This window comes from Pantoea sp. SS70 (genome assembly GCF_029866845.1).
Taxonomy (GTDB): Bacteria; Pseudomonadota; Gammaproteobacteria; order Enterobacterales; family Enterobacteriaceae; genus Pantoea; species Pantoea leporis.
On the sequence record NZ_CP117200.1, the window covers coordinates 311103 to 327546 of the forward strand.

Genomic DNA, 16444 nt, shown 5'->3' on the forward strand with positions numbered 1-16444 from the left:
AAAGGATATGATTATGAAAAACAGAGTCGCATTTGTAACCGGCGCCGGACAGGGCATTGGCGCAGCCATTGCCTTACGCCTGGCAAAAGACGGCTTTTCCGTAGCCATCGCGGATTTCAATCTTGAAACGGCGCAGCATGTCGCTGATGAGATTGTCACATCAGGAGGAAAGGCCATCGCACTGCAGGTTGATGTCACCCAACGCGATAACGTTTTTCACGCCGTTGAAGAAGCGCGCCATGCGCTGGGTGATTTCAACGTCATTGTGAACAACGCCGGTATTGCGCCATCAACACCGATTACCGATATCACCGAGGAGATTGTTGATAAGGTTTATAACGTCAACGTTAAGGGTGTGATTTGGGGAATGCAGGCGGCGATTAGCGCTTTTTCCGCGGAAAATCACGGTGGCAAAATCATTAATGCCTGCTCTCAGGCAGGACATGTTGGCAATCCGGAGCTGGCAGTTTATAGCTCCAGCAAATTTGCCGTTCGCGGGCTGACGCAGACAGCGGCTAAAGATCTTGCGTCGAAAGGCATTACGGTCAATGCCTTCTGTCCGGGTATTGTCAAAACCCCCATGTGGGAATCGATCGACAGGCAAATTTCACAAGCGGCGGGTAAACCGGCTGGCTTTGGGACGCAGGAATTTGCAAAACGTATTACTTTGGGCCGGCTGTCTGAACCGGAAGATGTGGCCGCATGCGTCGCATTTCTGGCGGGACCGGATTCCGACTACATGACCGGCCAATCACTACTTATCGACGGCGGAATGGTATTCAACTGATTCGCGGATCGTGCTTACCCATACTGCCGTGTGGGTAAGCTATTAATTATGCACTGTTGCCCGCATATATCGGGTTTCGCCCACAGTGGACATATATTCGCCAAAGGCACTTCTGTGCCAAAAGCGGAAGTTAAAGCACTAATGAGTATTTGATATTGAATGCCTAAATCATGCAGGATACTTACACATTGACTATGAAAATAATTATGCCGCGCTAACAGTAACGCCTAAAACGTAAATATTCTGGAGCGCTGCTTCGTCTTGAGCATCGGTGAACCCTACCCACTGTACAAACGTGTATTTTGATAATGTTTTCTCGTGCCAGGATAAAAATGTCACCTTCTCTGCTTAAGAACATACGTCTTCAGAAAGTAAAGGCGGCCACAACAACTTTGGCCACCTTTATTCAACACCAGCACTCAATGAAAATATGGTGTAATAACAGAGACTATTAGGCCAATAGCAAAAACCATAAACACACTACCACCAGTCTTATTTAGATATGAAAAGGCTTTACCAGTGGCCAGTTTTTTCTTCACTGAACTAGCCGAAGCACCATATATGAAGTGGATAATAACCACCAACACACAAAAAATCATAGAAAGAATACAGAACTGGCTGATAAAAGGCTTTTCAGCGTTTATAAACTGAGGGAATAGCGCCATGAAAAACACGATGGGTTTTGGATTAAGCAAAGAAACAAAAAAACCCTGACGAAACCTTGATGATTTTGATGGAAGAATTAAAATACTCTCACTTCCAGATTCACTCATTTTTTTTGGAGTAGAACGAAACAGCTTAACGCCCAGATAGGCAAGATAAGCAGCACCTACAATTTTGACCACAATCAACGCAAACTGAGAAGTTGTTATAATTATTCCCAAGCTGCTAGCTGCAATAATAGAAATCACACCCATACCTGCTGCCACACCAATAATTCCAGCTAAGGCACTACGTAAACTGTAATTAAGTGTATTCGTTAACGTGAGCAATACACCCGGTCCCGGGCTCGCTATGGTTAAGCTGGCAATTAAGATGTAAAGGTAAATCTGAGACATAAACTTGCCCTGCATAAATGGGGGGCATTCCCCCCCCCCGCGGTTAATCGATTAGATTGAAAGATCTCTGTATTCCTGCCCGGCAAATAGAGCGCTGTCAACAAGGCGATCGCCCTCATTCTTAGCTACTTCCAAGTGGAATTTTGTTGGACCTGCATACTTAAAGTAATTTCTTGGGATTTCCAAATCGCTGGCTCGTTTGGCATCATATGTGCTTTCAGAGCAGAAGAAACGCATAACAAACGCTGCACGGATATCTACCTCTCCTTCGCCAAGCATTATGCTTCGATGGATAACGTATTTGTCAAAAATAAGCGCATCTCCTACTTCAAATTCATCCTCTACTCCAAAGTGATTAAGAATAGCCATCTGTGCGTTATCGTTAAGAGGACCATCACGCCACTGAACGAAATCGTCTGTAGTAGGATTCTCATTCGCGTCAATTTTTTGCTGCAGCATACTGAACACGGAGGGATCTATATGACTGTAAAGATAGTCACCGTTTACGCGATTTTTTGGTACGTAAGCCATACCCCCACGTTGCCCTTTTGGATTAATATTAACTAAAGGAGCCCAGATCGTGCATCCAAAATCTTCAGCATGATGGTAGCCAAAACTCTGTGTACCGATATGCCATGGAAAGCCTTTATTTTTGAGCTTTTCAAGCTCAAAAGATAATGCTTGTGCATAAAACATATTCCTTCCAGTCAGGTCTTTCATTGCCTTCTTAAATGCTTGATCTTTCAACAGACCAATCACTACCTCATCGCCATCGTACATGTCAAAAGCTAATCGACTGAACCCGGTCTGATACTTATCAGTAGGTTTATCAATGTACTGACCAATAGTTGACTTGATATAACTAACAAACTCTGGAGAATAAAAACCTTTTAACAAAAGGAAACCTTTCTCTTGAAAATCAGAAATTTGATCTTTCGTTAAGCTGAACTTTTTATTAATCACTTCACTACTCCATTTTTAAAGCCCATTAGGGCAAGAACAACCATTAGGTTGAGATAAAACTTTTCCCTTTGATGATTAATTTGTAATATTCAGCAGCGCATCATAATAATCAGCTCGCGCATCTAAATAAATTGAAGCTCCGAGCATAACAGCTTTCTTATTTTTTATTTTGTTACCTAATAATGGAATAAGTTCTTCTTGAATCCACCCATCTGAATAATCAATATTATTTTTTATTTTTTCATAAATCATCAGAATTTTTTTATTTTTTATTCCAAGCCGTAGCGCTCCTTGCATTACCTTTTCAATCAAAAGCGGCATTGTTAATTTTTGCGCAGCGATGATGCCGACTAATTGATAAAAATACTCTTCATAATCGGCCTCAATGAAAAGCACGTCTTGAGGACAATCACAACCAATGCCAATATCGTCACTGCTGTTTAGGTAGGATTTAACATCTCGCATTTCTAGCAAGGTAATTAATGCGTTGTGGTACATCTCTCCAGAATTGAGCCAGAGTTTTTTCAACGCGTAGTATTTTTCATGATTTCCATATATGTGCAATCCAGAATGTAAATTGAATTCATCAATACAAATCGATGCTTCAAGTAGTCTATCAAAAATCTGTAGATTTATGGATTTTTTGACTTTCAAAAACAACATATGATTAGAGGCTTTATGCCTTAGGCATAAGCTAATAAGAGTATGAGGGAAGTTATTTAAATTATTATCGCCATTCACATTCTTAATGCGCTTTAATTTTAACCAGCTTTCACCAGAGGTGGATTTGGATCTAGCCCCACCCTCACAAACATGTAATAAAAGTGAAGGGTTTAGTGCCAAGAAAGAGATAATTGATATCCATTTTTGTCGTAGATTCATTCCACAAATGCTCAATTTGCAACCAGATATTTACATTGCATTTACTTTAACTGCATTGAATTTACATGTCACTAAACTTATAACTATATGATATTTATATAAATAACATCGAATTTGACTTACAACGCTTAAAAAACACACTGTTTTTGGGGCTTTTGAATTCCGCTAACATATAAATCTCTACCTGAGGCAATCAATTCAGTTAAATTAACCAAATTGATCATAAATCAATCTAAATCAAATCCAATCATAAAATATATATATCTTTTTCCGAACATAGCTCTGTGACTAATTTACGACAATATTCCACTATGTCATTATTAATACGAAAATAGAAATGCAGTGAAACCAATCAGTATTAAAGAAGAGTTAGTTATGAAAAGAATAGAATTATTAACAATGTTTATCTTTATTTTTTTAACCACCATCAAAATACTTATGATGGATTGAATTTAAGTCTGTACAGACCATCTGGATAAAATAGAACCAAATCAATTAATCATCTAAATCCATCTAACCAGACAGCTGTGATCCTGCCGTCAGGCTAAAGTCACATCCATTAACGGTTAGTCGAGGTTTACCAGAATTGCTGATTTGTTCACTTTAGTTGCGAGGCTGAATCGATAGCACAGACAGGAGTTCTGCACATCAATATGTGCGGAAACTTATTCACAAAAGTAAAGAACTTTTTATCAACATTGCAAAGTGAACAATCAGATCTTAACCCCCTAGCCCTGCCCTAAACCTGAAGTAACATCCGCTGCTCGCTCAAAGAGGACATTGGGCTTGGCGTCGTCCACTCTTTTCACTAAGCGGGCTTTGCAAACATCACGGTTTTAATTAAAGGATAACAGCTAATAATATGTGGGTCTCATTGGCGGCGTTCCATCAATTCAAGCGTCTGACCATCAGGACTTTGTAAATATATTACTCTGGTACCCTGCATGGGTCCTGACGACACTGTTTGAGGTTTACCCGGCGTCTTCCAACCGTAGTCCGATACTTTGCCTAAGAGCGTATCAAGATCCTCAACCATAAAAGCAAGGTGAGCGTAGCCTGGGATATAGGGCGCTGAAGGTTCTTCTGGCTGCTCAATGTTATTGTATTGGAGTAATTCAATTCGGATATCAGCCAGTTCAAGCAAAGCCATCCGTACATCAGCTCCCCTTGCACCTGTAACCTCATCGATTATAGGCCCAGACATTTTTCCTTCACGTAATAATTTACCGCCAAGAATCTGAGTCCAGAATAATAATGAGTCTTCAATATTTTTAACTGAAAAACCAACGTGATTGACACTTAAGATCATGTGATTACCTACTGATTTTTGAAAGTTCATCAGCCAACTATATAAAAAGCCTGCTTTATTTCTACACCATAAATGCGCGAACGTTTTACAAGCCTGCATCTTTTATCGATAAATTGCGAATATCCTCTTTTCGCTCGAAGCTGTCTCTAATTTCCAATCGCAAAGAAGGGCTGCGGCAATTCAGTGAAGCACTATTATGTTAGAAGAGAGCATACGGTAGGATCACTTGAGGATAAGCAGAATGCTTCTGGAAAAGCTCAGGTTGCTTTAAGTTCGGAGGAAGGACAGTGAATTCTGGTTTTTCACCAGGGAACGCCAGCAGCAGATGGTGCTTAGGTTCAAGATGTGGTGTTATGTTTGATGTGACAGAACTACCTAAGCCGTCATCATTTTGACGTCCGCTTTTGGCTGTATTATCAGCCGAAAATCTCATCCTAACCAGCTACTGATAACGGCATTTCGCCGTTAAGAGATGCGCTTTCATGCAGCAAGCCCCAACGCAACTGCACCTAAACAATGCATTCGGCAAAAAGCTGATCGGCACTTTTCACAACTGTCCTCCTTTTTAAAACCACATGAATATCTATGATCGGCCACACATTTTACAATCTGTTTACCTGACAGCGGCGAAAATCTGTGCAAAGTAGTGTCCAGCGGCAAACGAGATTTATGCCCTGGCACGTCAATTGCTTTAGCTAACCGATGTCAGCCGCAGCAACCTGACAACCTGTGCGCGTTATTAAATCCATCAAATTGATTTAATAAAACACCCTCTTTTTGCATTAAGGCGGAAAACACCATGAAAATCCGATTCAACCCAGTCATAAAAGGATGTTTTGCAGCGGTGCTGTTAGCCAGCGTAGGCAGCGCGGCAGCGGCAACCACATTGAATGCATTGTTTATGACGCAGGCGGCGTATAGCGAAAATGATATCCGCGCCATGACGCAGGCGTTTCAGAAAACGCACCCAGACGTGCAGGTTAATCTTGAGTTTGTGCCGTACGAAGCGCTGCATGACAAAATTGTTGCGGCGCGTGGCGCGGGCGGTAACGGCTACGATGTGGTGCTGTTCGACGCCATCTGGCCGGCAGAATTCACTAAGTTCGATCTGTTGCAGGACGTCAGCAGCCGCATCAGCGCTGATGAAAAAGGCCAGATTTTCTCCGGCGCAATGAACACCGTTGAGTTCAAAGGCAAAACCCTCGGCATGCCGTGGATCCTCGATACCAAATATCTTTATTACAACAAAGCGATGCTGGAAAAAGCCGGTATCACCACCCCGCCGCAAACCTGGCAGCAGGTGATGGATGACGCGCGCATCATCAAGCAGAAAAACATCGTGAAATATCCGCTGGTGTGGAGCTGGTCGCAGGCGGAAGCGCTGGTGTGCGATTACACCACGCTGGTATCAGGTTTCGGTGGCAAGTTCTATAACAACGACAAACTCGATTTCTCCTCCCCGGCCTCGCTGCAAGCGGTGAAGCTGATGAAAAGCTCGCTGGATGAAGGATTGAGCAATCCGGCTTCACGCGAATATTTGGAAGAGGATGTGCGTAAAGCCTTCTCCAATGGCGATGCAGCTTTCGCGCTCAACTGGACCTACATGTACAACATGGCCAACGATCCTAAACAAAGTAAGGTCGCCGGCCAGGTGGGCATCGTTCCCGCGCCAGGCGATGCGCCGGGCAAATTCGGTGCGGTAAACGGTTCGATGGGCCTTGGCATCACTAAAGGCAGCACGCATGCGGATCAGGCATGGCAATACATCCGCTACATGACTTCACAGCCGGTACAGAACCAATACGCCACGCTGAGTCTGCCGATCTGGAAAAGCTCGTATCAGGATCCGGCGGTGCTGAAAAACCAGGAAAGCCTGATCGCGGCGGCGGATAAATCGCTTAACGTGATGCTGTCGCGTCCGGAAACGGCTGACTATTCGCGTCTCTCCAACACGCTGCAGCAGCAGTTGCAGCAGGTGCTGGTGGGCAGCGCAACGCCAGATGCCGCGCTGCAAGCGGTAGATAAGAGTGCGGCGCGTCTGCGCTAAGGGGCAACAATGCTGAGTTTGCGTCAACGCGAACAATGGCAGGCATGGGTGCTGCTGGCACCCATGTTGTTGGTGATGCTGTTGCTCACCGCATGGCCGCTGTTACGCACCATCTGGCTGAGTTTCACCGATGCCGCCCTGATCGGCAGCGGTGAAGCGCCGGGCTGGATTGGCTTTGAAAATTATCTGTTCGCCATCACCGATGCGGATTTCCGCAGTTCGCTATGGCGCACGCTCTATTTCACCGTGGTGTCGGTGGCAATTGAAGGCGTGATCGGCGTGCTGGTAGCGCTGTTGCTGAACCAGAAATTCGCCGGTCGCAACGTGCTGCGCGTGCTGGTGATTTTGCCGTGGGCGCTGCCGACCATCGTTAACGCCATGATGTGGCGTCTGAATTTCAACCCGGATTACGGCAGCATCAACGCCCTGCTGACGCAGTTAGGGATCATTGATGGCTATCGCAGCTGGCTGGGTTCGCCGGATTCGGCGCTCAACGCGGTGATGTTCGCCGATATCTGGAAAAACTATCCGCTGGTGACCTTACTGGTGCTGGCGGCGTTGCAATCGATCCCCGACGATCTGTTTGAAGCCGCACGATTGGATGGCGCATCAGCGTGGCGGCGTTTTCGTGCCATCACCTTCCCGGCGATTGTTGGCCCGCTCAGCGTGGCGCTGGTGCTGCGCACCATCGACGCCTTCAAAATTTTCGACATCATCTACGTAATGACGCGCGGCGGTCCGGTCGATAGCACCAAAACCCTGAGTTTTTACGTGTATCAGGAGTCGTTTAGCTACCTGCGTGCCGGCAGCGGCGCGGCCTACGCGATGTTGATGACCTTGCTGTGCGCGGTGCTGATCACGCTTTACATGTTGTTACTGTGGCGGCAGCGCCGCAAAGGAAGCGCTCATGAAGGTTAAATTGCGCCATGTCGGTAAATACGCCGCCGCGCTGCTGGTGGCGTTCTCGGTGTTAGCGCCGATGGGCTGGCTGTTTTTAATGAGCGTCAGCGCCGCCAGCGATCTCACCCGCGTACCGCTGGAGTGGCTGCCGCGCCAGTGGGATTTCACCCGCTATGGCAAGCTGCTGTCGCTGGAGCCGGGCCAGCCGGGCGTACTGTTTCTGCATGCACTCGGCAACAGCCTTTTAGTGGCCACCGGCGCGACAATCATCTGCTTACTGCTGGCCATTCCGGCGGCGTTCAGCTTCTCGCGCTACCGCGGGCGCGACGGCTGGCTGTTTGCCTCACTTGCCATCTATATGGTGCCGCCGGTGGCATTCGTGTTGCCGCTCTACTTCCTGTTGCAGCAGTTCGATCTGCTCAACACGCGGCCCGGATTGATCATTGTTTACTGCTCGCTGATTCTGCCGTTCCTTACCTGGATGCTGAAAAACCAGTTCGATACGCTGCCGCAGGATATTGAGCAGGCGGCGCGGCTCGACGGCCTGCGCGTCTGGCAAGTGCTGTTACGCATTACGCTGCCGCTGGCGAAGCCGGTGTTGGGGGCCGCCGCACTGTTTGGCTGGCTGCTGGCGTGGGACGAATTTTTCTATGCGCTGCTGTTTACCAGCAATATCGCCGCACAAACCTTACCGGTCACCATTGCCGGATTTACCGCCGGACGCGCCACCGATGATGGCTTAATCGCTGCCGTTGGCATTCTGGCGTCGGTGCCACCGCTGTTTATTGCCATCTGGCTGCAGAAGACGCTGGTTAGCGGCCTTGCCAGTGGCGGGAGCAAAGGATGATGGAGCAGAAACTCACCGCCACGCTGTATGTGGTGGGTAACATTAATGTCGATTTGATCATGGGCACGCTGGATAACTGGCCGCAGCGCGGCACTGAAGTGATGCTGAATCACAGCGAACTGCGTCCAGGCGGCTCGGCGGGCAACTGCGCGCTGGCGCTGGAAGCGATGCAGGTGCGCCATCGCGCGGTCGCCAATCAGGGCAATGATGGCCTGAGCGCCTGGCTGGCGAGTCATTTTCCGCACAGCGCTGCGCACTGGACGCGCTACAGCTGCGAAACCTCGCTTACCGTTGGCGTGACGCATTCGGATCACGAACGCTCTTTCCTGAGTAATCTCGGCCATATCGTGCAACTCACCGCGCAGGATGTGCTGGATCAACTGCCGGCTACCGCGTCTGACGGCGATATCGTGCTGCTGTGCGGCACCTTTTTGTGTCTGCATTTGTATGACGACTATCCGGCGCTGCTCGCCGAGCTACAGCAGCGCGGCTTTGTCACCGCCGTCGATACCGGCTGGCCGCCGCAGGGCTGGACAAACGAAGTGCGTCAGCAGGTCACGCATTGGCTGCCGCTGTGCGACTGGCTGTTGCTCAATGAAGTGGAAACGCTGGGATTGGCGGCGTCAGACGACTTGCCCGCCAGCGCGCAAATGCTGGCGCAACAGCTAAGCGGACGCGGCGGCTGCGTGGTGAAATGCGGCCCGCAGGGCGCGCGCTGCTGGCAGGCAGATAACTCAGTAAGTCAGCCTGCACGTCCGGTCACGGTGGTGGATACCATCGGCGCGGGCGACAGTTTCAACGCCGGATTTCTCACCGCCCTGCTGCATCAGCAAGATCTCACCACGGCTTTGCAATGGGGGATTTCGGTGGCGTCACTGGCTATCAGCACCTTGCCGCGTCGTTACCCCGACTGGCATCAACTGCAACTTTCCCAGGAGTTTTAAATTATGGCCAGTGTTGAACTCGTAAAAGTGGCCAAACGCTACGCAAAACAGTCGGTGCTGCACCCGCTCGATCTCACCATTCCTGACGGCAGTTTTACCGTGCTGGTTGGCCCATCCGGCTGCGGAAAATCGACGCTGTTGCGCTTGCTGGCCGGGTTGGAGAGCTTGTCGGATGGCGCGATCCTGATGGATAAAGTGCAAATCAACGACCGCGATCCAGCCGATCGCGATATCGCCATGGTCTTTCAGAGCTATGCGCTCTATCCGCACTTAACCGTGGCGGAGAATCTGGCGTTCCACATGCAGGTGAAGAGGGTGAAGCGCGAGGAGCAGCACACTAAAATTGCGCGCATCGCCGGAATTCTTGGCATCGATAAGCTGCTGCAACGCTATCCGCGTGCACTGTCAGGCGGACAGCGTCAACGCGTGGCGATGGGCCGCGCGATGGTGCGAAATCCCAAAGTGTTCCTGTTCGATGAGCCGCTGTCGAACCTCGATGCGCAGCTGCGTATGGAGCTACGCGCCGAGATCAAATCGCTGCATCAGCGTTTCAAAACCACCATGGTTTATGTGACGCACGATCAGGTTGAGGCGATGACGCTGGCCGATCAAATTGTGGTGATGAAGGATGGCCGCATCGTGCAGCAAGGCGCGCCGCTGGCGATTTACGACCGTCCGGCGGATACCTTTGTCGCACGCTTTATCGGCTCACCGCCGATGAACCTGTTACCGGCACAGCTGATCGCCCGCGATGGCGTGCCCGGCGTGCAGTGCCAGGATCTGTGGCAGCCGTTGCCCGCGCGTTGGCAAGCGGCGGCGCGCGAACGTGCTGGCGCAGCCGTGACGCTAGGGGTGCGCCCGCACGATCTGCTGGAAGCCAGCAGCAACGCCGCAGCATTGGTGAAAGTGGTGGAGATCACCGGCGAATCCACATTGTTGCATCTCGAATGGCACGGTCAGCCGTTGCATATGCAGATTGCCGGTCGCCACACGGCGGTGAGCGGCGAGAGCATTATGCTCGGCTTCAACCCCGAGAAGATTCATCTGTTTGATGCGGAGACGGGATTAAGGTTGGTTGAGTCGCTTTAAGTCGGTGCTCAGGCCAGAAAAGGCCCTTAAGATTGTCATTGCTGTTTAGGGGGCGCATGAGCATCCTATTCGCCCAATCGTTAGTTTCCGTATTGGAGTGCGTACATTGCGCTGAATAGGATGTTCTCGTGAGCTGTCAGAAAGATTTTTTTTAATCACTGAAACCGGTAACATAGGCTCCCTATGACCATTCTTGCCGCATCGTTTCCTCTTTTAAATTTTTCAATGTGGCCTTTTCATATGTACGGGTATTGTTATGCGGTTTCTGAAAACGATTAATAGAAATAAAAACAACCTGTTTAGGAAAATAAAAAAAGCAGCGTTATTGTGTCTTATCCGGACTATACGCACCCGAGATGCTTTTGCACCAGTTAATGCACGTAAGATATTGATCCTTCGCCTCGATGATAAAATTGGGGACATGGTCGTGACGACTGGGACTGCATTTAAACTCGCAGAAAAAGGTTACAGAGTCTCAGTGCTCACTGGTCCGGTATGCGGGCAACTGCTTCATAACTGCGACTATTTTGATCAGGTTATTCAATATAAAAATCGGATGTCACTTGACCTGTTACACGCTCAGAAATTTGATGTTGTCATCGATTTTGACGATGTTCAGGATTATGAACGTCTGAAGTTGGCATGGCTGATGAGACGTAGCCACCATGTTGGCTTTAATAAAAATCTTCCGGGTATTTATAATGCATCCATCCGTTATCTTGATGCCGAGAAGCATATCACTGAACGCCATAAGCGGGTGCTGGCACTGTTCAATATCCACGAAACCTCATTTCATTATCAACTCGGGCGCTGTGTTAAAGAACAAAACAGAGTCAAGAATGCCCTTCGAATTACAGATAGCGATATTGTCGTTTCTGTGAATCCTTTCTCTGGCGCCACGGATAAAGATTTCTCCGAAGAACAGGTCATCTCTCTCATCTACTTTATTCACTCGATTAATCCGGAGATAAAAGTTGTAGTGATCGGGCAGAGCAACAAAGTACGTTCATTCAGTGCGCATGGTGCTTTAATTGTGTCAGAAAGTACCATAAATACTGCAGTTGAAATTGTCCGCATCTCTGACGCGGTAGTGAGTACGGATACTTCCATCGTCCACATTGCTAACGCGCTAAATCGTCCATTAGTGGCACTTTATAATAAGAGGAAGCTCAAGGATACCGGCTTGATCGGCTATAAAACCTGGGCACCAAATTATCCTCAGGGTAATCAGATAGTGGTTGAAAATGATTACATTAGTCATTGTTCAATCAACACAATTTTTCCGGCAGTTGAGACTGCAATCCGGGCAGCAAGTATGCTTAAGCTCCCGTAAACACTTTCATCATCTCTCATGAAAAAAAGCCACCCAACACTGGGTGGCGAAATATAGTTAATCACATGCATAACAACGATATTGGCGAACACTCATTCCTTAAGCATTTCACGACTACTATTTTACCCTACTGGCTATTTTATTCTGTCTTCAGCGTTTAAAGATAATGTAAAACCTCTCTCAACCTTTAACGGATTAAATACATCTACCAGGTTTTCCCAATATTAAACTGGAATTGTTCCGACTTATCGCCCTCATATTTTTTTATCGGCAACGCATACGAAAACACCAGCGGACCCAGCGGTGACTGCCATTGCAAGGCCACGCCGCTCGACACGCGAATCTGGCTGGGATCGCCATAATCAGGAATCCCCGCCGCTTTAGTGGCAGCGGTATTCTGCCAGCCGGTATCCCACACGGTGCCTGCATCAACAAACAATGAGGTGCGCAGTGCATCGGCGTAACGCTCGCTGATAAACGGCGTAGGGACAATCAGCTCCGCACTCACCACCGCCATCGCATTGCCGCCCACCGCATCATCCGATTTCTCCACTGGGCAAGCACCGTAACTGCTTTCGCTGCCGCTGCAGCGGTAATAGGCGGCTTTTGGCCCGATGGTATTGGAGGAGAATCCGCGTACCGAACTCGAACCGCCGGCATAGAAATTATCGTAGAACGGCACTTCTTTGCCGCCTAAACCGTCAGCGTAACCGGCTTTACTACGGCCCATCAGCACCCAGCGATGATCGCTGCTCAGCGGCAAATAGCCGTTGGCGGTCAGCGTGCTTTTGTAATAACTGTTGGTGGAACCTGGAATAGTCACTTTGGTGTTGAAACCGGCGCTCACGCCCGAGGTAGGGAAGAAGCCGCGATCCAGCGAGTTGTAGCTCCAGCCAATGTTCCAGAAGAAATCGTTGGCGGTAAATTTGTCCGCCACGGTGGCATCGTCATCGTCGTCATCGCTGGTGATGACTTTTGGATGAATGCCCTGCGAACCCAGATAGCGCCACATTGCTACCTGCGGCGCCATATTGCTGACGCGGTTATAGACGTAATCCAGACCGCTGTTCACGCTGCTGTTTTCGCCGATTGGGAAGCTTAACGTGCTACTCGCGCCGAAGCTCTTCAGTGTGTATTCGGAAAGATCGTTATCTTCCGCGCTGTAATCGTTGTAGAACAGTTTGCCGCCAAGACTCACGCCATCCACGGTGAAATAGGGATCGGTGGCAGCGATTTCGACATAGGTCTGATAGCTGTTTTTCGTGCCGCTGAAACTTACGGTATTGCCGGTGCCCATCCAGTTATCCTGGCTGACGCCAAGCTGATAACTGATGCCGCTGTCGGTGCCGTAACCCAGCCCAACGTTGAAGGTGCCGGTATTGCGCTCCTTCACTTTGTACACCACGTCCACCTGATCCGGGCTACCCGGCACGCGCTGCGTATCAACATCTACGCTTTCGAAATAACCGGTGCGATTAAGGCGCGCCTTGCCCTGCTCCACCTGATTGCTCGCCAGCCATGCGCCTTCCATCTGGCGCATTTCACGACGCAGCACCGCATCTTTCGAGGTGTCATTGCCCGAGAAACGCACCTGTCGCACTGAGAAGCGCCGCCCGGCATCGACATTCACGTGTAGCTGCACGGTCTTAGCGCTGTCGTCTATTTCCGATTGCGTATTCACCTGCGGGAACGCATAGCCGTAACGACCGAGCAGGCTTTTAATCGCCTCTTCGTTTTGGCTGATTTTTGCCCCGCTGTATAAGCTGCCCGCCGGCATGTGCGCCAGTTTTTCAATTTCGGCGGAATAGCCGGCCATATTTCCGCTCAGCGTTACGCCGCTAACATGATAAACATCGCCTTCATGAATATTTATCGTGACGTAAATATGCTTTTTATCCGGCGTTAAACTGACTTGTGTGGAATCGAGGTTAAAGCGTGCGTAACCGCGATCGAGATAATAACTGCGCAGCGTCTCTAAATCGCCCGAGAGTTTCTGTTTCTGGTATTTCTGATCGGCGATCAAATTCCACCACGGCACATCGTCGCGCAATTGGAAATGCGAGATCAGTTCATCAGCGGAAAAAGCGTGGTTGCCGACAATGTTGATCTGCTGAATTTTCGCCGACACGCCTTCGGTGAAAATGAACTTCAGATCGACACGGTTGCGCGGCAACGGCGTGACGACCGCTTTGACGCTGGCAGTATATTTCCCGGCGCTGTAATAGAAATCTTCCAGCCCTTTTTCCATATCCGATAGCGTGGTGCGGTCCAGCGCTTCACCCACGCGCACGCCCGAGGCATCAAGGTTTTGCTTGAGCTGATCCTCTTTAATCGCTTTGTTACCAGAGAATGAGATGCTGGCAATCGCCGGGCGCTCTTTGACTTTGACAAGCAGCGCATCCCCGTCACGCAGCACCTGCACATCGTCAAAATTGCCGGTGGCGAACAGCGCGCGGATGCTGTTGCGAATATCATCATCATTGACGCGATCGCCAACACGCAGCGGCATATGCAGCAACGCCGCGCCGGGTGCGACGCGCTGAAGCCCAGCAAAGTGAATATCCTTTAGGGTGAAATCATCTGCACCAAAGGCAGTGGTGGTTACCATTAAAAGTAACCCGGTTAACATCTTCTTCATCTGTTGTGAGCCTGCCGTTTTTTCTGTGCATGATTCAAGCGCCTTGCTTCCGCACCACATAAAAACGGGCTGAACACGCGGTTCAGCCCGTTAACTGCGGCGATATGTTCCGGAAAAAAGACCGCTGAGCCAAAGGTAAATTCAGCGCGACTCGCGGATTTTCGGTTGTTTTACAATAAGCTGCATCGCTCCTGCCAAAATCTCCGCATAAGAATTACCCTTCTGCCGTTACCGGCTGAAACGTACGGCGATTGAGGCTGGTGAAGATCACCAGCAATGCCATCATCACCAGCTCAACGCCGAGCGTTCCGGTGATCGCCGCCAGATGATTGCCGTGCGTATAGATCTGCGTGAATACACCGCCCAGCAGCATCGGGCCTAGACCTAACGCCGATTGCTGCACCGTCGACAGCACCGCGCTGCCCGCGCCCGCCTGATGATGCGGCACGCCGCTCATGCCAATGCGGTAGAAGGTGCTGACGATAAACGACTGACCAAAGCCAATCAGCACCGTTGCGGGAATCAGGGTGAAAATACCGACCTGCGGCCAGGCGAGTTGCAGCGTGGCGATCAGGGCCACCAATCCAACCATCTGAATACAGCAGCCCATCAATAAGGCGCCGCGCTTACCTAAACGCTCGACGATGCGCGTGGATTGCATCGCCCCGATAAAATAGGCCACGCCAAGCGCGATAAACGCATTCCCGGATTGAAACGCCGTCAGCCCTAAACCGGTCTGCAGCGTCAGTGCCACAGAGAACATAAAGCCGCTCCAGCAGGAGAAGAACAGCACCGCCAGCGTCAGGCCAAAACGCACGCTCGGCAGACGCAGTAGTGAAGGCGGCAACAGCGGCGCGCCGTTGGCCGCTTCCAAACGCAGCGAACTCTGGCGCAGACGATGCAGAAACAGCGGGAACAGCACCAGCAGCAAGATGCACGGCCACGACCAATGCAGCAGCGGACCAAGCGCCAGTGCCAGCATCAGGCAACCAATCGCGCCCGCCAGCAGCAAGGTCCCGCTAACATCCACCGGTACGCGCTGTGTGTTCTGCGTCTCCGGCACAAAGCGGCGCGCGGTGATCAGCACAAACAGGCAAATTGGCAGGTTAATCAGGAAAACGCTGCGCCAGCCGTAGCCGCCGATATCCGCTTTGATGAGAAATCCGCCCAACACCTGACCGATGATAAAGGCCAGCCCGCCAATGCCGCCGTACAAACCGATGGCGCGCGCATGCGCTCTGCCCTTCAGGGTGATGTGCAGCGTGGCGAGGATTTGCGGCACGATAAAGGCCGCGCCCACGCCTTGAAGCGCGCGGGCAAACATCAACAGGCCAACGCTATTGGCGATGCCGCATAATAAAGATGCAATTCCGAATATCCCTACTCCGGCAATGAACACGCGACGGCGACCGTAGTTATCGCCGAGGCGACCGCCCATCGCCAGGCAGATGGCAAAGGCAATGCCGTAGACCGCGACGATCAGCGCCAGCTCAATCGCCGTGGCCTGCAGCGTGTGGGCCATCGCGTCTAACGCTACGTTAACGATAGAAAAATCAATCATGGGCAGCAGCTGCCCGGCAAGCAGGACCATCAATCCTGTGCGTTGAAGTTGCGATGTCTGCATCGGTTTTACCTTGTTTTTGCTGT

The 16444-nt window shown here is 49.9% G+C and carries 13 protein-coding genes; 7 read left to right on the top strand and 6 right to left on the bottom strand.

What is annotated here, in order from left to right; translation table 11 throughout:
• The first annotated feature begins 13 nt into the window (after positions 1 to 13).
• Positions 14 to 787 (top strand): (S)-acetoin forming diacetyl reductase, encoded by a 774-nt coding sequence (locus tag PO881_RS21045; protein ID WP_280173261.1) that lies wholly within the window; start codon positions 14 to 16, stop codon positions 785 to 787.
• A gap of 419 nt (positions 788 to 1206) precedes the next feature.
• Here PO881_RS21045 and PO881_RS21050 read toward each other — a convergent pair whose 3' ends face one another.
• The 4 genes from PO881_RS21050 to PO881_RS21065 form a co-directional block, all read right to left on the bottom strand.
• Positions 1207 to 1845: a LysE family translocator gene (locus PO881_RS21050; RefSeq protein WP_210080058.1), complete on the bottom strand. Its 639-nt coding sequence runs from the start codon at positions 1843 to 1845 to the stop codon at positions 1207 to 1209.
• Between the two features lie 51 nt (positions 1846 to 1896).
• Positions 1897 to 2808 (bottom strand): phytanoyl-CoA dioxygenase family protein, encoded by a 912-nt coding sequence (locus tag PO881_RS21055; protein WP_280173262.1) that lies wholly within the window; start codon positions 2806 to 2808, stop codon positions 1897 to 1899.
• Positions 2809 to 2883: 75 nt separating this feature from the next.
• Entirely contained in the window at positions 2884 to 3690 is an 807-nt protein-coding gene (locus PO881_RS21060) for a hypothetical protein (protein ID WP_280173263.1), read from the bottom strand.
• Positions 3691 to 4561: 871 nt separating this feature from the next.
• Entirely contained in the window at positions 4562 to 4999 is a 438-nt protein-coding gene (locus PO881_RS21065) for a VOC family protein (RefSeq protein WP_280173264.1), read from the bottom strand.
• A gap of 799 nt (positions 5000 to 5798) precedes the next feature.
• Between PO881_RS21065 and PO881_RS21070 the strand changes: the two genes are divergently transcribed.
• The 6 genes from PO881_RS21070 (at position 5799) to PO881_RS21095 (ending at position 12159) form a co-directional block, all read left to right on the top strand.
• Positions 5799 to 7046 (top strand): extracellular solute-binding protein, encoded by a 1248-nt coding sequence (locus PO881_RS21070; protein WP_137387206.1) that lies wholly within the window; start codon positions 5799 to 5801, stop codon positions 7044 to 7046.
• Between the two features lie 9 nt (positions 7047 to 7055).
• Entirely contained in the window at positions 7056 to 7964 is a 909-nt protein-coding gene (locus PO881_RS21075) for a sugar ABC transporter permease (protein ID WP_280173265.1), read from the top strand.
• Entirely contained in the window at positions 7954 to 8793 is an 840-nt protein-coding gene (locus PO881_RS21080; protein ID WP_064739810.1) for a carbohydrate ABC transporter permease, read from the top strand. Before PO881_RS21075 ends, PO881_RS21080 begins: the two co-directional genes overlap by 11 nt.
• Positions 8793 to 9737, top strand: coding sequence for a carbohydrate kinase family protein (locus tag PO881_RS21085; protein ID WP_210080442.1), 945 nt, complete (start codon positions 8793 to 8795; stop codon positions 9735 to 9737). Before PO881_RS21080 ends, PO881_RS21085 begins: the two co-directional genes overlap by 1 nt.
• Positions 9738 to 9740: 3 nt before the next feature.
• A complete protein-coding gene (gene ugpC / locus PO881_RS21090) occupies positions 9741 to 10826 on the top strand; it encodes a sn-glycerol-3-phosphate ABC transporter ATP-binding protein UgpC (protein ID WP_280173266.1) in 1086 nt (361 codons plus the stop codon).
• Between the two features lie 256 nt (positions 10827 to 11082).
• Entirely contained in the window at positions 11083 to 12159 is a 1077-nt protein-coding gene (locus PO881_RS21095) for a glycosyltransferase family 9 protein (RefSeq protein ID WP_280173267.1), read from the top strand.
• A 205-nt stretch (positions 12160 to 12364) separates the two neighbouring features.
• Here PO881_RS21095 and bamA read toward each other — a convergent pair whose 3' ends face one another.
• Positions 12365 to 14797: an outer membrane protein assembly factor BamA gene (gene bamA, locus PO881_RS21100; RefSeq protein ID WP_280173268.1), complete on the bottom strand. Its 2433-nt coding sequence runs from the start codon at positions 14795 to 14797 to the stop codon at positions 12365 to 12367.
• Positions 14798 to 15011: 214 nt separating this feature from the next.
• On the bottom strand, positions 15012 to 16421 hold the full coding sequence (locus PO881_RS21105; RefSeq protein ID WP_280173269.1) for an MFS transporter: 1410 nt from the start codon (positions 16419 to 16421) through the stop codon (positions 15012 to 15014).
• Positions 16422 to 16444 lie beyond the last annotated feature (23 nt).